13 protein-coding genes are annotated in these 15336 nt (G+C 69.6%); 7 read left to right on the top strand and 6 right to left on the bottom strand.

Features of this window, described 5'->3' with window-relative positions; all coding sequences use genetic code 11:
• Window positions 1-25 precede the first annotated feature (25 nt).
• Complete coding sequence (locus tag ACZ51S_RS18920; protein ID WP_468802759.1) at window positions 26-1591, top strand: MFS transporter; 1566 nt, start codon at window positions 26-28, stop codon at window positions 1589-1591.
• 37 nt (window positions 1592-1628) lie between these two features.
• Window positions 1629-2213, top strand: coding sequence for a hypothetical protein (locus tag ACZ51S_RS18915; protein ID WP_468475391.1), 585 nt, complete (start codon window positions 1629-1631; stop codon window positions 2211-2213).
• Window positions 2214-2381: 168 nt separating this feature from the next.
• Here ACZ51S_RS18915 and ACZ51S_RS18910 read toward each other — a convergent pair whose 3' ends face one another.
• Window positions 2382-3761, bottom strand: coding sequence for a cytochrome P450 (locus ACZ51S_RS18910; protein WP_468475392.1), 1380 nt, complete (start codon window positions 3759-3761; stop codon window positions 2382-2384).
• Window positions 3762-4092: 331 nt separating this feature from the next.
• Between ACZ51S_RS18910 and ACZ51S_RS18905 the strand changes: the two genes are divergently transcribed.
• Entirely contained in the window at window positions 4093-4647 is a 555-nt protein-coding gene (locus ACZ51S_RS18905) for a pentapeptide repeat-containing protein (protein WP_468475393.1), read from the top strand.
• A 4-nt stretch (window positions 4648-4651) separates the two neighbouring features.
• Here the strand turns inward: ACZ51S_RS18905 and ACZ51S_RS18900 are convergent, their stop codons facing one another.
• The 4 genes from ACZ51S_RS18900 to ACZ51S_RS18885 form a co-directional block, all read right to left on the bottom strand.
• Complete coding sequence (locus ACZ51S_RS18900; RefSeq protein WP_468885780.1) at window positions 4652-5395, bottom strand: aKG-HExxH-type peptide beta-hydroxylase; 744 nt, start codon at window positions 5393-5395, stop codon at window positions 4652-4654.
• A gap of 210 nt (window positions 5396-5605) precedes the next feature.
• Complete coding sequence (locus ACZ51S_RS18895) at window positions 5606-5746, bottom strand: hypothetical protein (protein ID WP_468475395.1); 141 nt, start codon at window positions 5744-5746, stop codon at window positions 5606-5608.
• 59 nt (window positions 5747-5805) lie between these two features.
• Window positions 5806-6039: a hypothetical protein gene (locus ACZ51S_RS18890; RefSeq protein ID WP_468961499.1), complete on the bottom strand. Its 234-nt coding sequence runs from the start codon at window positions 6037-6039 to the stop codon at window positions 5806-5808.
• Window positions 6040-6513: 474 nt separating this feature from the next.
• Window positions 6514-6684 (bottom strand): hypothetical protein, encoded by a 171-nt coding sequence (locus tag ACZ51S_RS18885; protein WP_468961497.1) that lies wholly within the window; start codon window positions 6682-6684, stop codon window positions 6514-6516.
• Window positions 6685-7180: 496 nt separating this feature from the next.
• Here ACZ51S_RS18885 and ACZ51S_RS18880 point away from each other — a divergent pair, with 496 nt between their 5' ends.
• Both ACZ51S_RS18880 and ACZ51S_RS18875 read left to right on the top strand, forming a co-directional pair.
• The gene (locus ACZ51S_RS18880; RefSeq protein WP_468961495.1) at window positions 7181-7450 is read left to right on the top strand and encodes a hypothetical protein; all 270 of its coding nucleotides are present in this window, start codon (window positions 7181-7183) and stop codon (window positions 7448-7450) included.
• 16 nt (window positions 7451-7466) lie between these two features.
• Window positions 7467-8045 (top strand): HD domain-containing protein, encoded by a 579-nt coding sequence (locus tag ACZ51S_RS18875; RefSeq protein WP_468961493.1) that lies wholly within the window; start codon window positions 7467-7469, stop codon window positions 8043-8045.
• A 99-nt stretch (window positions 8046-8144) separates the two neighbouring features.
• Here the strand turns inward: ACZ51S_RS18875 and ACZ51S_RS18870 are convergent, their stop codons facing one another.
• Window positions 8145-9674 carry a helix-turn-helix domain-containing protein gene (locus ACZ51S_RS18870; RefSeq protein ID WP_388938499.1) on the bottom strand — a complete coding sequence of 510 codons (1530 nt, stop codon included), beginning with the start codon at window positions 9672-9674 and terminating at the stop codon, window positions 8145-8147.
• 1194 nt (window positions 9675-10868) lie between these two features.
• Here ACZ51S_RS18870 and acnA point away from each other — a divergent pair.
• Together acnA and ngcE are read left to right on the top strand one after the other, a co-directional pair.
• The gene (gene acnA / locus ACZ51S_RS18865; protein WP_388938506.1) at window positions 10869-13586 is read left to right on the top strand and encodes an aconitate hydratase AcnA; all 2718 of its coding nucleotides are present in this window, start codon (window positions 10869-10871) and stop codon (window positions 13584-13586) included.
• Window positions 13587-13906: 320 nt separating this feature from the next.
• The gene (ngcE, locus tag ACZ51S_RS18860) at window positions 13907-15331 is read left to right on the top strand and encodes an N-acetylglucosamine/diacetylchitobiose ABC transporter substrate-binding protein (RefSeq protein ID WP_388938664.1); all 1425 of its coding nucleotides are present in this window, start codon (window positions 13907-13909) and stop codon (window positions 15329-15331) included.
• Window positions 15332-15336 lie beyond the last annotated feature (5 nt).

Here is a 15336-nt window from a genome sequence, read left to right as displayed (position 1 = left end):
CCGTCTCCGGGCTTAGCGTCGACTGGTGGACCCGAACGCACTGCCGAGCGACAACGGGACCGACGGCAAGCTCCGCGGGAGCGGAAACGGGCTGGCCCTGTTCGTCATTGCCTCGTGCCAGCTCATGGTCGTGCTCGACATCACCGTCGTGAACATCGCGCTACCACACATCCAGACCGCCCTCGATTTCTCGACCGAGAGCCTCTCCTGGGTGGTCAACGCCTACACCCTCACCTTCGGAGGCCTGCTCCTGCTGGGCGGCCGCACCGGCGACATCCTCGGCAGGAAGCGCGTCTTCGTCTTCGGAGTGCTGCTCTTCGGCCTGGCCTCCCTCCTCGGCGGACTCGCCCAGAACGCCGGCCAGCTGATGGCGGCCCGGGCCCTCCAGGGTGTCGGCGCGGCCGTCGCCTCCCCGACCTCGCTCGCCCTGATCACCACCACCTTCCGCGAAGGCCCGGCACGCAACCGGGCCTTCGGCGTGTTCGCCGCCGTATCCGCCGGCGGCGGTGTGATCGGGCTCGTGGCGGGCGGGGTGCTGGTCCAGTGGCTCGACTGGCGCTGGGTGCTCTTCGTCAACGTCCCGATCGCGCTGCTGATCGCCTTCCTGGCCGCCCGGGTCCTGCGCGAGTCCGCGCGCCACGCCGGGCACTTCGACCTCCCCGGCGCGCTGCTGGGCACCTGCGGCATGGTCAGCCTCGTCTACGGCTTCATCCGCGCCTCCCAGGAGGGCTGGCGCGACGGGCTCACCCTCGGCTCCTTCGCCGCCGCCGTGGTCCTGCTGGCCCTGTTCCTCCTCAACGAGCGGCGCTCGCCCCAGCCGATCACCCCGCTGCACATGTTCGCCGACCGCAACCGCGCGGGAACCTACGGGATCATGCTCTTCCTCGCCTGCGCGATCTTCGGCATGTTCTTCTTCCTGACCCTGTTCGTGCAGAACGTCCTCGGCTTCAGCCCGCTGCGGGCCGGACTCGCCTTCCTGCCCGTCAGCGTCACGGTCGCGCTGGCGGCCGGATTCGCCTCCCAGCTGCTGCCCAAGTACGGGCCCAAGCCCTTCATGGTCGCCGGCGCGCTGTGCTGCGCGACGGGACTGGGCTGGCTGACGCTCAGCGACGTCCACTCCACCTACCCGGGCAGCATCCTCGGCCCGCTCCTGGTGTTCGCCACTGGCATGGGGCTGCAGTTCGTCTCGCTGACGCTGATGGCCCTGTCCGGCGTCCCCGACCGCGAGTCCGGCGCGGCCTCCGGGCTGCTCAACTCGATGCAGCAGGTCGGCGGGTCACTGGGGCTGTCGATCCTGGTCACCGTCTTCGGAACGGCCAGCCGCAACGAGGCGAAGGAGCAGGTGCCGGCCTTCCTCGGCACCGCGAGCCCGGAACAGAAGGCCTTCTTCACGCGCACCGGGCAGCTCCCCCGCCCCTGGGCCGACCAGGTGCTCACCTCGGGCGTGACCGCGGCCTTCGTGGCGGCGTCCCTCTTCACGCTCGCCGGCGCCGTCATCGCGCTCCTCGCGATCCAGGTGCGGCCCTCGGACCTGGAACACCTCCAGGGCAACCACACCCCGGCTCCCGTCCCGGACGAGCGGGGCAGGTAGGCTCGGCGGTTCATCGCAAAACCGGGGGGAATTTCCGATGTTCCGATCGACCGTGCGCGGCGCCGCCGCGGCAGCCCTGACCGTCGCCCTGGCGGCCTTCACCGTCTCCTGCGGGAGCGAGCCCGAGCCGAAGGCCGCCTCGGCCCCGCCGCCCTCGGCGTCCGCCACCGCATCGCCCGCCACCTCCGCCGCCGCGTCCCCGACGCCCGGCGCCTCTGGCGGTACGGGCGCCCCCGCGTCACCCGCGTCACCGGCCGCGACGCCCACCGCCCGGCCCACGGCCCCGGCCTCCGCGAGCGGCCTGCCCTCCGCACCGCCCGAACGCGTCCGGGACGCCTTCGCCGGACTCCAGGCGACCCTGGGCGACTCCTGCACCCCCGGCAACTGCGCGTACTTCCTCGGCCGCGTCCACGACGAACTCCACCGCCTGGACCGGGCGATGAAGGCCGACCCGAAGGGCCCCGGCCACTTCCCCGAGCCGATCGCCCTGATCGCGAAGCTCGACGGGCAACTCGGCGGTGACCGCGGCTTCGAGAACCTGAAGAAGCACCAGAGCGCGCTGACCACCACCCGGGACGAGATCAACACCTGGATGCAGGACCACCCCGACGACTACCGCTGACCGGCCCCTCCCGCTGCCGCGGCGCCGCGCGCAGCCGGGCCCCGTCGGCCCGGACGACCTTCCGCAGGGCCGGCCGGGAGCCGTCCGCGACGCGCGGGGGCCGGCGTACGTACGGGGAAACCGGGTCGGAATCTCCTCTTCCAGAGGCCCGTGACGACCGCGGGCCCGCTAAACCTCCACGCGGCGGATCCGGCAGCGAGCCGGTCCCTCCGCCCGCAGGGTGATCCCGGCGCTCACCGGGATCTCCTGGTCCACGGCCTCGAACTCGTAGGCGCGCAGCAGCATCGCCAGCGCGATCACCGACTCCAGCATCGAGAAGTGCTGCCCGATGCAGGCGCGCGGGCCGCCGCCGAAGGGGAACCACGCGTAGCGGTGCCGGCCGGCCTCGGCCTCCGGCGTGAAGCGGTCGGGGTCGAAACGCTCCGGGTCGCTCCAGTACCGGGGGTGGCGGTGCGTCACCCAGGGGGCCAGGATCACATCGGCGCCGGCCGGGACGGCATGGCCCTCGATCTCGGTGGCGGCGACCGCCTTGCGGCCGATCACCGGGGCCGCCGGGTACAGCCGCATCGCCTCCTTGAGCACCTGCGTGAGGTAGGGGAGCCGCTCCAGGTCCGAGGCCTGCGGCGCACGCCCGCCGCCCAGCACGCCGCGGACCTCCTCCCGGGCCCGGGCCTGCTCCTCGGGGTGCCGTCCGAGCAGGTGCAGGGCGAAGGCCAGCGAGGTCGCCGTCGTCTCGTGCCCTGCGAGCAGGAAGACGAGTACCTGGTCCCGCAGTTCGGCGGCGTCGAAGGTGCCGTCGTCCGCGCTCCGCGCACCGGCGAGCAGCGTCAGCAGGTCCTCGCCCGCCGGCTGCCCGGAGGCGTCCCCCCGCCGCCGGGCGATGATCCCGTCGCAGACGGCGTACAGCTCGTCCAGCGCGGCGGCCGCCCGCCGGTTGCCCGGGGTCGGCCAGGTGCGCGGGAGGTTGGCGGGGGAGTAGCCGCGGCGCAGCACGTACTCCGTGATGACCGGGAAGCACCGGTGCACGACGTCCACGGTGGCGTCGACGTCCGCGCCGAACAGGATCCGGGACACGGCGCGCAGGGCCAGGTGCATCATCTCGGCGGAGACGTCGACGATCCCGTCCCGGGCCTGCGTCCACGCGGCCAGGGTGTCCTCGGTCTCGGCGGCGACGGCCCCGGCGTAGCCGTCGACCCGCTTGCGGGTGAACAGCGGCTGCACCAGCCGGCGCTGGCGCAGGTAGTCCGTGTCCTGGCTGGTCAGCAGGCCGTTGCCGAAGGAGTCCCGGACCTCCTGGTAGAAGGCGTTGTCCTTGCGGAAGTTGGCCGCCTCGGAGGCCAGCACCCGCTGGGCGCCCTCTGCGGAGAACACGCAGTACAGCTCGGCGCGCAGCCCGGGCGGGCCGGCGCTGATCCGTACGACGTCCCCGTGCCGCTGCCGGGCCCGCTCGTATGTCCCGAGGGAATCCGTCTTCAGGTCGAAGAGCGACCCGAGCAACGGCACCCCCTCCAGCCCGGGAACCCCGGCCCCGCCCGTCCGCACCACCATGCCCGCCCCCGCCTCTCGTCACCGTCCCGGGGGATTCTGCCCGCCGCACCGCCCCGGGGGCGAGGCCCCATCAGCCATCCGGCCGAATCCCGCCCCCGCCACCGGTGAAGCCGTCGGCCCGCCGCTCCACCGGCCCACGCGTGTGGAGTCGAATCCTATCTAACTAGGCCAATTCGCCATTTACGGGACGGTGTTGGTGCTAGGCTCCGGGGCCATGCCCTCAGTGACAGCGGTACGCCCGAGGAACCCCCAGAAGCCCCGGCTTCCCGCGACTCTGCGCCGTGCAAGCCGGCCTGATGACGCTTTCGTCGAGGACGCGATGATCCGCGGCGTGGCATACAACGGCGACGTTCTCGCCGGTCACACCCTGGAGCTAGTGGAGGTTGAGCAGTCCCGCCTCGAAGGGGTGCGGTTCACCGGGGCGTGCATGAGGCAGGCGGTGTTCTCCGACACGGTTTTCCAGACCTGCGACTTCGCGACGCTGCGCGCTCAGGACGTGTCCCTCGTACGGGCCGAGGTAACGGCCGGCCGTCTGACCGGGGCGTCCTGGTCGCAGTCGCATTTCAACGACGTACGGTTCGAGGGGGACCGAGCGGACCTGTCGCTGTGGCGGCATTCGAAGTTCAAGTCGGTGACTTTCGAGGGCTGCAACCTGACGCAGGCGGACTTCCAGTTCGCCGAACTGCGGGATGCGCTGTTCTCGCACTGCGATCTGACCGGCGCCCAGTTCGGCAACGTGCAGGTGCAGCGGGTGCGGTTCGAGGACTGCACGATGGCGGACGTGGGTGGGGCGGCTTTCCTGAGGGGTGCCGCCGTGCAGGGGCCCGGAGCACTGGATCTCGCCCTGGCCCTTGCACGGGACGCCGGGATCAGGCTGGAGCTGTAGCCGATCAGGCCGCCGGGGTCAGGTCCCAGTGCGCGAATTCCTGCCCCGAGATCGACGCGGCGACGCGGTCCATGTCGTAGTCGTCGGTGAAGTCGCGCAGCTCCTGAACGAGCGCCTGCCCGTACGGGGTGAAGTAGCCGATCTTGTCCAGCAGGCCGTCCGTGCACACGCGCAGCGAGACGCGGAACTTGTCCACCAGCTCCGTCTCGCCGCGGAGGGCCTGCATGAACATCAGTGGCGGAGCGACCACGGCAGAATGGAACGCCTTGTCGAGCGGGCGCATCCGTCCGACCTTGACGGCGGAGAGGACGCGGTACTTGTCTTCCTCCAGAACCTTCCTCGGCAGGGTGTAGAGCCGGTAGGCCATGTCCGCGAGGAACACGTTCAGGTGGACCGTCTCGTGCACGAGGGAATCGGCGAAGTCGTGCACCCTCCAGTCGGGGCCGGGGCTCATGCTAATGAGCCCCGGCAAATGGGACGAGGTGCCGCCACCCTTGTTCCGCGACGTGAACAGGACGACGTCGGTGACGACCAGGTCCACCAGGGCGCCGAGGTCCGCATACAGGCCGCGGGTGTGGACGACAGCGGACTTGAAGTCGCGGCCCCAGGCGATCCGGTCATCCTCGGCGGTGGCCTCCAAGCCCTCCAGGACGTTCTCGAAGGTCTTGTTGTTGACGAGGTTGCGGCCCCATGCGTCTTCCTTGAAGGAGATCCGGATTCCCTGGGCCGGCGGTGTGATGGGGCGCATGCCCGTCATCATCCGGCGGTAAGCGGCGGGGAGGCCGCCAGGCGTGGGGTACTCGCCTTCCAGAGCACCTGCGAGGCGGGTGATGGTTTCGCGGGCATGGTGGATGTTGAGGAAGCGCACGGGTTGCTCCTGTCGGGTGCGAGAGTGGGAACGTGCCCCGGGCGAATTGCGCTCGCCCGGGGCACGCCGTGTTTGAGGTGCGCTCGGCAGTTACTCGGCCGGGGCAGCTTCGGTCCAACCGCCCATCATCGAGACGTTGTCCTCGCTTCGGAAGGCGGCGATCTTGTCGCGGATGGAGTCGGCCTGCTTGTCGTTGGTCTCGGTCGCGGTGACCTCGGTCTGTTGGGTCATGACGAATACTCCTGGTCGCTGTGCGGCCCGGCCGGTCTTCCGCCGGGGAGTCTGTGGGTTCAGCGGGTTTCGGCAGGGCGGGGAACGTCGGGAGCGACGATCCATTCGATGCCGCCACCTTCGGGGCGCAGGAAGATCGCGCTCGGCATGTACCGGCCCGTGTCGGGGTCCTCATACGGCCCGACGAACTGGATCACGGCCTCGCGGTCACGTTCCGGGTCGTAGACACGAGCGCCCTCGCGCAGCCATTCGGGGAGGTGCTGGTGCGACGACGGGCGAGGCGCTTCGATCACTTCTCGCCCTGCCGGATGTCGAAGTCCGCGCGGCGCATGAAGCGCTCCCAGCCGCCGGCGGCCCGCTGGCGGAGGCTGAGACTCGGTGCTCCGGGCTGCGGCTGGGGTGGAACAAGGACGCGTCCGCTGACGCCGGGCGTAGCGCGAGGAAGGGGTCTGGCCATGGCATTGCTCCTCTCGGAGAGGGAACTGTCCGAAGCGTCAACGGGCTTTCCCCGTAAGGGGCCTGTTCGTTTCCGCGTCTTGAAGGTACGGCCGCAGCGGAGGCGGTAGGACTGACTGGCAGTACGTGTTGGGGGACGGAGCGTCGTCGGGGAGCTGGGCATGGCGGGTACACCACCCGCACGGGGACGTGCGGTCACGGGAGCGGTTGCGGGGTTCGTGCTGAGGCTGGCGCGGGAGTCCGTCCCACGTACGCAGGCAGCCATGGCGGAGGCCCTGAGCGTGGACTTGGGGACCCTGCAGGGATGGGAGTCAGGACGGCGTCCGCTGGCGAACATGAAGGCCGGGGCGCTGCTGAATCTGCGGCGTCGGCTCGGGGCGCTCGGCGCGGACGCCGAGGTGGTGGGGCTGCTCGATCCGGCGATGGACGCCGACCAGATCATCGGGGTAGGCCTGGTCAGGGCTGCGGAGACGGAGCTGCATCCGCTGGCGTCGTGGGTGCACACCAGGGACACCGCGCACATGGTGGCGTGGGCCTTGACCGGTGTTTCACCCCCGTCCCTGGCGGGTCGGATCCCGGCTCCCAGGCGGGGGCCCTCGGCATTGGCACCGTTGCTCGCTCCCGGGGAGAGGGGGCAGTTCTTCGAGCACCTGAGGGAGACGGCGGGGGACGGGCGGGGCACTGCTGCACCGGCAGGCGCTGTACCTGGCTTCGTACGACAGGGGGCCGGAGGCAGTCTCGTGGACGGCGCAAGCCCTTCATGCACGGCGGGGGGTCCTGGCGCGGCGGGGATGGTCGGAGCACTGGGCGGAGGCCCGTTCCACTGCCACGGCGCTGGCCCGGCTGGGTGACCCGCAGCCGCTGCTCGACTTCATCGAGCGGTCGCTGGCCGGGGACGATGCCGCCGAGGCTGCGAACCTGAACTACTGGGCGTACTGGCTCGGTGGGGTTCGGCTTCAGCAGGCTGACGACGGGTTCATGCGGGACCGGGACCTGACCGGCTGGGATCCGCTGACGTTGCTGCGGGGGCTGACGTACGGGCTGCACTACGCCCCGGGGTACGTCGACCTGTACGCGCACACGCTGTGGGCCCTGCTGACCGCGCACCCGTGGCTCCCGCAGGCAGCGGGGCTGCTGGTGCGGGATCTGGAGGAGCGTACCGGGCGTCTGCTGGACGGGCACGGGGTCTCCGAAAGGTCCCGGCGTGAACTGAGCAAGGTGCATTACGTTTTGCGTGATCGCACCTGAGAGTGGAGGGCACCCCATGGCAGACGAGACGGCGGACGCGAAGGGCACGGCGGCGTTCATCTTCGAGATGGGCGTCATGAAGCAGGCCAAGCGGACGGGGTGGTGGTTCACCGGCAACAACAACCCCGAGTCGATCGCCGAGCACTCGTTCAGGGTCGGGATCATCGGCGCGGTGCTGGCCATGATGGAGGGCGTCGACCCGGCCAGGGTCGCGTTGATGTGTCTCTTCCACGACACGCAGGAGACCCGGATCGGGGACATCCCTCACATCGGCCGCCGGTACATCGACGCCGCCCCCAACGTGGACGTCACCGCGGACCAGGTCCGGCGGGCCCATCCTGCCGTCCGGGCCGGCGTGCTGAGGGTCGTCGAGGAGTGCGAGGCCAACGACAGCCACGAGGCGATCGTGGCGAAGGACGCGGACAAGCTGGAGTGTCTGGTGCAGGCGGTGGAGTACCGGGCGCAAGGCAACACCCTCGTTCAGGACTGGATCGACACCTCGCTGGCCGGCCTCAAGACCGCGTCGGCCCGGGAACTGGCGGAGGCAGCGCTGACGATGTCGCCATTGCAGTGGCGGAACAAGTACCTGGGCTGACCCCCGGGCCGGGAAGCGGTGAAGCCCCCGTCGGCCGGTCGTGAACCGGCCGACGGGGGCTTCGAGCCCTGCCCTGTCTGGGACGAGCGTTCCGGCTTCTCAGATGTCCCGGAAGATCTCGATCTGGGCGCCGACCGAGTTGAGGCGCTCGGCGAGCTCCTCGTAGCCGCGGTTGATGACGTACACGTTGCGCAGGACCGAGGTGCCCTCGGCCGCCATCATCGCGAGGAGGACGACCACCGCGGGGCGGAGGGCCGGGGGGCACATCATCTCGGCCGCGCGCCAGCGGGTGGGGCCCTCGACCAGGACGCGGTGGGGGTCCAGGAGCTGGAGCCTGCCGCCGAGGCGGTTCAGGTCGGTCAGGTAGATGGCCCGGTTGTCATACACCCAGTCGTGGATCAGGGTCTTGCCCTGGGCGGCCGCGGCGATGGCGGCGAAGAACGGGACGTTGTCGATGTTCAGCCCGGGGAAGGGCATCGGGTGGATCTTGTCGATCGGGGCTTCGAGCTTGGAGGGGCGGACCGTGAGGTCGACCAGGCGGGTGCGGCCGTTGTCGGCGACGTACTCGGCCGAGCGGTCGTGGTCGAGGCCCATCTCCTCCAGGACCGCGAGCTCGATCTCCATGAACTCGATCGGGACGCGGCGGATGGTGAGTTCGGATTCCGTCACCACGGCGGCGGCCAGGAGGCTCATCGCCTCGACCGGGTCCTCGGAGGGCGAGTAGTCCACGTCGACGTCGATGGCGGGTACGCCGTGGACGGTCAGGGTGGTGGTGCCGATGCCCTCGACCTCGACGCCCAGGGCCTCCAGGAAGAAGCACAGGTCCTGGACCATGTAGTTGGAGGAGGCGTTGCGGATGACGGTGACGCCGTCGTGGCGGGCCGCGGCCAGCAGGGCGTTCTCGGTGACCGTGTCCCCGCGTTCGGTCAGGACGATGGGGCGGCCCGGGGAGACCCCCGGCTCGACCTTCGCGTGGTAGATGCCCTCGGTGGCGGTGATGTCCAGGCCGAAGCGGCGCAGGGCGATCATGTGGGGCTCGATGGTGCGGGTGCCGAGGTCGCAGCCGCCGGCGTACGGCAGGCGGAACTGGTCCGTGCGGTGCAGGAGCGGGCCCAGGAACATGATGATGCTGCGGGTGCGGCGGGCCGCGTCCGCGTCGATGGCGTCCATGTCGAGCTGCGCCGGCGGGACGATCTCCAGGTCCACGCCGTCGTTGATCCAGCGGGTGCGGACACCGATGGAGTTGAGGACCTCGAGGAGCCGGTACACCTCTTCGATGCGGGCCACCCGCCGCAGGACGGTGCGTCCCTTGTTGAGCAGGGAGGCGCACAGCAGCGCCACGCACGCGTTCTTGCTCGTCTTGACGTCGATGGAGCCGGAGAGGCGGCGTCCGCCGACGACGCGCAGGTGCATCGGGCCGGCGTAGCCCAGGGAGACGATTTCGCTGTCGAGCGCTTCACCGATTCGGGCGATCATCTCAAGGCTGATGTTCTGGTTGCCGCGCTCGATGCGGTTCACCGCACTCTGGCTGGTGCCGAGGGCGTCGGCGAGCTGACTCTGTGTCCAGCCCCGGTGCTGCCGGGCGTCACGGATGAGCTTGCCGATGCGTACGAGGTAGTCGTCTGCCATGGATGCACCGTATCTCAGATATGAGATGTGGTTCGCGTGGGGTGCGGCGGACGGGTGCAATCGGTCCGTCAGATACCACTTCCGGCCCAACCCCGCTTGCGTCACCCGGACTCCACAGCCGACCGCCCCTCGCCGCTCCGGCGTCGCACTTGGTCCATGTCGTAGGTGTAGGTTTCCCCTTTTCTCTGGTCGAGTCGGGCCAATAGCTCGAAACCGTCCTGGGATGCGGCCGATCGCGTCATCCGGCCAGGTGCGTCCTGCGGACCTGTGAAGGGGGCCTCCGTGCTCACCGGCAGGCTTCGTCTCACCGTCATCGCCGCACTCGCCTCTCTGATGACCGGGGGCGCTTCGGCTGCGACGACAGCTGCGTCCGTCTGGGTCGGTGATGTGCCGCCAGACACCGCGGTGCCGGGTGTCGCGCCATCCGGCTCCGGCGCGTCCGCGGTCCACCGGGACGGCGCCGGCCGGGTGATGGACATGGACACGGCCGACGAATCGGGTGCGTCCCGGCACGGTGCGCCTCACCGCGGTCCAGGTCCTTCTGCCGGCGCAGGGCATCGACGCCTCGGCTCGCCCGCCGTACGCGATGGCGCCCTCCCTGGACGCCGAAAGGGTTCGGCGAGTGCGACCCGCGGGCGCGGGTGTCGGTGAAGGTCCGCATCGACGGCGGCCTCGACCCATCGATATCGGCTGGTTGGCCTCCGCGACCGCGGCCGACGCCGCCAGCCGCATCGGCATCCGTACGCCAGGTGCTGTTCACCGTCGCACGGGCCTGACCGTCCGGCACCGTCGCGACGCGCCGGCCTCGCCCGGCGTCGAAGAAGTCCAGGTCGAAGGCGCTGGGTGGGATCACCGTACGCCCGTAACGCGCCCCCGGCCTCTCGCCGGTCGGACAGGCCGCGGCGGCCGCTCAGCCTCCGGTGACAAGGCTCAACCCACATGGCGGGAGATCATCCGGGCGTGCCGGAGCGGCCGCCCGGTGGACGGCTCCGGCGGGCCGCGAGGTGTGCACCTCGTCCCCGCCCCCGGACATGTACTAGAGTTATCTCGACATCGAGATATCTGCCGAAGGCGTTCCGCAGCCGCCCCCGCTGATAAGGGTTACCTAACTTAGCCTGACCTTAGCGGATTGGCCACAGGGCGTGGCGGCAGGATGCGGTTATACGCGCGAAATCATGCATGAAGGAGACTGTCGTGTCGGCGAACAGCTTCGACGCCCGCAGCACGCTGCAGGTGGGCGACGAGTCGTACGAGATCTTCCGGCTGGACAAGGTTGAGGGCGCCGCCCGCCTTCCCTACAGCCTGAAGGTCCTGCTGGAGAACCTGCTCCGCACGGAGGACGGCGCGAACATCACCGCCGACCACATCCGGGCGCTCGGCGGCTGGGACTCCCAGGCGCAGCCCAGCCAGGAGATCCAGTTCACGCCGGCCCGCGTGATCATGCAGGACTTCACCGGCGTTCCCTGTGTCGTGGACCTCGCCACCATGCGTGAGGCCGTGAAGGAGCTCGGCGGCGACCCGTCCAAGATCAACCCGCTGGCCCCGGCCGAGCTGGTCATCGACCACTCCGTCATCGCCGACAAGTTCGGCACCAAGGACGCGTTCTCCCAGAACGTGGAGCTGGAGTACGGCCGCAACAAGGAGCGCTACCAGTTCCTGCGCTGGGGCCAGACCGCCTTCGACGAGTTCAAGGTCGTCCCCCCGGGCACCGGCATCGTCCACCAGGTCAACATCGAGCACCTGGCCCGCACGGTCATGGTCCGGAACGGCCAGGCGTACCCCGACACCCTCGTCGGCACCGACTCGCACACCACCATGGTCAACGGCCTGGGCGTGCTGGGCTGGGGCGTCGGCGGCATCGAGGCCGAGGCCGCGATGCTGGGCCAGCCGGTCTCCATGCTGATCCCGCGCGTCGTGGGCTTCAAGCTGACCGGCGAGCTGCCGACCGGCACCACCGCCACCGACCTGGTGCTCACCATCACCGAGATGCTGCGCAAGCACGGCGTCGTCGGCAAGTTCGTCGAGTTCTACGGTGAGGGCGTCGCCGCCACCTCGCTCGCGAACCGCGCCACCATCGGCAACATGTCGCCGGAGTTCGGCTCGACCGCCGCGATCTTCCCGATCGACGACGAGACGCTGAAGTACCTGCGCCTGACGGGCCGCGACGCCCAGCAGGTCGCGCTGGTCGAGGCGTACGCCAAGGAGCAGGGCCTGTGGCTGGACCCGGCCGCCGAGCCGGACTTCTCCGAGAAGCTGGAGCTCGACCTCTCCACGGTCGTCCCCTCCATCGCCGGCCCGAAGCGCCCGCAGGACCGCATCGTCCTCGCCAACGCCTCGCAGCAGTTCGCCCAGGACGTGCGCAACTACGTCGACGACGTGGACGAGGCGGGCAAGGAGTCCTTCCCGGCCTCCGACGCCCCGGCGAACCACCCGAACGGCGCCCCGTCCAAGCCCACCCTGGTCACCCTGGCCGACGGCTCCTCCTTCGAGATCGACCACGGCGCCGTCACCGTCGCCGCGATCACCTCCTGCACCAACACCTCGAACCCCTACGTCATGGTCGCCGCGGCGCTCGTGGCCAAGAAGGCGGTCGAGAAGGGCCTGACCCGCAAGCCGTGGGTCAAGACCACCCTGGCCCCCGGCTCGAAGGTCGTCACCGACTACTTCGACAAGGCCGGCCTGACCCCGTACCTCGACAAGATGGGCTTCAACCTCGTCGGGTACGGCTGCACCACCTGCATCGGCAACTCCGGTCCGCTGGACGAGGAGATCTCGAAGGCGATCAACGAGCACGACCTCGCGGTCACCTCGGTCCTCTCGGGCAACCGCAACTTCGAGGGCCGCATCAACCCCGACGTCAAGATGAACTACCTGGCCTCCCCGCCGCTGGTCGTCGCGTACGCCATCGCGGGCTCCATGAAGGTGGACATCACCAAGGACGCCATCGGCACCGACACCGAGGGCAAGCCGGTCTTCCTCCAGGACATCTGGCCCTCCGAGGCCGAGGTCAACGACGTCGTGGCGAACGCCATCGGCGAGGACATGTTTAACAAGTCCTACCAGGACGTCTTCGCGGGCGACGCCCAGTGGCAGGCGCTGTCGATCCCGACCGGCAACACCTTCGAGTGGGACCCGCAGTCCACCTATGTGCGCAAGCCCCCCTACTTCGAGGGCATGACGATGGAGACCACCCCGGTCTCCGACATCACCGGCGCCCGCGTGCTGGCGAAGCTGGGCGACTCGGTCACCACCGACCACATCTCCCCGGCCGGTGCGATCAAGGCCGACACCCCGGCCGGCAAGTACCTCACGGAGCACGGCGTCGAGCGCCGCGACTTCAACTCGTACGGTTCCCGCCGCGGCAACCACGAGGTCATGATCCGCGGTACGTTCGCCAACATCCGCCTGCGCAACCAGATCGCGCCGGGCACCGAGGGCGGCTTCACCCGCGACTTCACCGTCGAGGGCGCGCCGGTCTCCTTCATCTACGACGCCTCGCAGAACTACCAGGCCGCCGGCATCCCGCTGGTCATCCTGGCGGGCAAGGAGTACGGCTCCGGCTCGTCCCGCGACTGGGCGGCCAAGGGCACCGCGCTGCTCGGCGTCAAGGCCGTCATCGCCGAGTCCTACGAGCGCATCCACCGCTCCAACCTGATCGGCATGGGCGTCCTGCCCCTGCAGTTCCCCGAGGGCGCCAACGCGGCCTCCCTGGGCCTCACCGGCGAGGAGACCTTCTCCTTCACCGGTGTGGAGGAGCTGAACAACGGCACCACCCCGCGCACGGTCAAGGTCACCACCGACACCGGTGTCTCCTTCGACGCGGTCGTCCGCATCGACACGCCGGGTGAGGCCGACTACTACCGCAACGGCGGCATCATGCAGTACGTCCTGCGGAACCTGATCCGCGGCTAAGGGCGCGCCAGGCGGAGCGATCCGCCGTCTGTCGGCACCATAGGGCCGTACCCCCGTTAAGGGGGTGCGGCCCTTCCGCTTTTCGCGGCGGCGGTCCCAGGTGACGGACAGGTCTCAACTCGGAAAAGCCGGGAACGATCCTTGTGCACGATCTTGCTGAGCCGAGCGGAAGTGGACTATACCTGTGCCCGTCCGGGCCGCCGTGCGATCAGCGGCTCCGGGCCGGGGGAAGCCGGGGTGCCCGCGGTGAGGCCCGCCTTGTGGTAACTGCCGCGATTTCCGGCCTCCTTCACACTTCTGACGAAGGCGAGGACATGAGCATGGGATCCACTGGTGAGGGCCTCGGCCGCCGTGATCTGATCAAGCGTTCCGCGGCGCTCGGACTGATCGGCGTGCCGACGATGAGCTTCCTGTCCGCCTGTGCCTCCGGTGGTGAGGGCACCACGAAGGGCCCCGACAAGGGGGTCGTGTCCAAGGAGAACCCCTTCGGCGTCGCCAAGGGCGGCAAGCTCGACGTGGTCGTCTTCAAGGGCGGCTTCGGCGACGACTACGCGAAGGCCTGGGAGGCCGCCTTCGACAAGAAGTGGGGCACCACCAGCTCCCACGTCAGCACCCAGGAGATCGCGGCCAAGCTCCAGCCCCGCTTCAACGGCGGCACCCCGCCGGACGTCGTCGACGACTCCGGCGCCCAGCAGATCAAGATCGACGTCCTCGCGAAGGGCGGCCAGCTCGCCGACCTCAGCGTCGTGCTCGACGCGCCCTCGCTCGACGACCCCGGCAAGAAGGTCCGCGACACGCTCATCCCCGGCACCGTCGAACAGGGCACACAGGGGGGCAAGTTCGTCGCCCTCTACTACGTCTACACCGTCTACGGCTTCTGGTACTCGGGCAAGCTCTTCAAGGAGAAGGGCTGGACCGAGCCCAAGACATGGGACGAATTCCTGGCCGTCTGCGCCAAGGCCAAGGAGGCCGGCATCGGCGGCCTGGCCCACCAGGGAAAGTTCCCGTACTACATCAATGTCGTCATCATGGACCTGATCGCCAAGAAGGGCGGTCTGGAGGCCATGAAGGCCATCGACAACCTGGCGCCGAACGCCTTCGAGGGCAACCCCGCCGCCCTGGCCGCCGTCGAGGCGGTCTACGAGGTGGTCGAGAAGGGCTACCTCATGCCCGGCACCAACGGCCTGACCCACACCGAGTCCCAGACCGCCTGGAACCAGTACAAGGCGGCCTTCATCCCCTCCGGCTCCTGGCTGGAGAACGAGCAGCTCAAGCAGACCCCCGACGACTTCGACATGAAGTTCCTGCCGGTCCCGGTCCTCGCCGACAGCAAGCTCCCCTTCGAATCCATCCGGGCCGGCGCCGGCGAACCCTTCATCGTCCCGGAGAAGGCCGCCAACAAGCCGGGCGGCCTGGAGTTCCTGCGTTCGATGCTGTCACGCGAATGGTCCACCCTCTTCGCCCAGCAGGCCAACTCGCTCACCGTCGTCAAGGAAGGGGTCGACCCGGCCGTCAAGCTCCGCCCGGGCACCGCCTCGGCCGTCTCCGCCGTCAAGGCGGCGGGCCCGAACACCTTCAACTACCTCTACCCCGACTGGTACAGCGAGATGGACGCCGAGATCCAGAACGCGTCCAATGAGCTGATGACCCAGCGGATCCAGCCCAAGGAGTGGATCAAGCGGGCCCAGGCTGCGGTAGACAAGGCTGCCAAGGACCCCAACGCCAAGAACAACCGCCGCAGCTGACCACA

This window comes from Streptomyces sp. NPDC034043, assembly GCF_055575675.1.
Note: the sequence above shows the minus strand (reverse complement) of the source record. Positions and strands in the feature narration are given on the sequence as shown.

Excerpts from the sequence above, each read along its gene's own strand:
- ACZ51S_RS18875 (WP_468961493.1), top strand. The coding sequence starts at position 7,467 with ATGGCAGACGAGACGGCGGACGCGAAGGGCACGGCGGCGTTCATCTTC.
- ACZ51S_RS18880 (WP_468961495.1), top strand. The coding sequence starts at position 7,181 with ATGCGGGACCGGGACCTGACCGGCTGGGATCCGCTGACGTTGCTGCGG.
- ngcE (WP_388938664.1), top strand. The coding sequence starts at position 13,907 with ATGGGATCCACTGGTGAGGGCCTCGGCCGCCGTGATCTGATCAAGCGT.
- ACZ51S_RS18915 (WP_468475391.1), top strand. The coding sequence starts at position 1,629 with ATGTTCCGATCGACCGTGCGCGGCGCCGCCGCGGCAGCCCTGACCGTC.
- ACZ51S_RS18895 (WP_468475395.1), bottom strand. The coding sequence starts at position 5,746 with ATGACCCAACAGACCGAGGTCACCGCGACCGAGACCAACGACAAGCAG.
- ACZ51S_RS18885 (WP_468961497.1), bottom strand. The coding sequence starts at position 6,684 with ATGCAGCTCCGTCTCCGCAGCCCTGACCAGGCCTACCCCGATGATCTG.
- ACZ51S_RS18900 (WP_468885780.1), bottom strand. The coding sequence starts at position 5,395 with ATGCGCCCCATCACACCGCCGGCCCAGGGAATCCGGATCTCCTTCAAG.
- ACZ51S_RS18910 (WP_468475392.1), bottom strand. The coding sequence starts at position 3,761 with ATGGTGGTGCGGACGGGCGGGGCCGGGGTTCCCGGGCTGGAGGGGGTG.
- ACZ51S_RS18870 (WP_388938499.1), bottom strand. The coding sequence starts at position 9,674 with ATGGCAGACGACTACCTCGTACGCATCGGCAAGCTCATCCGTGACGCC.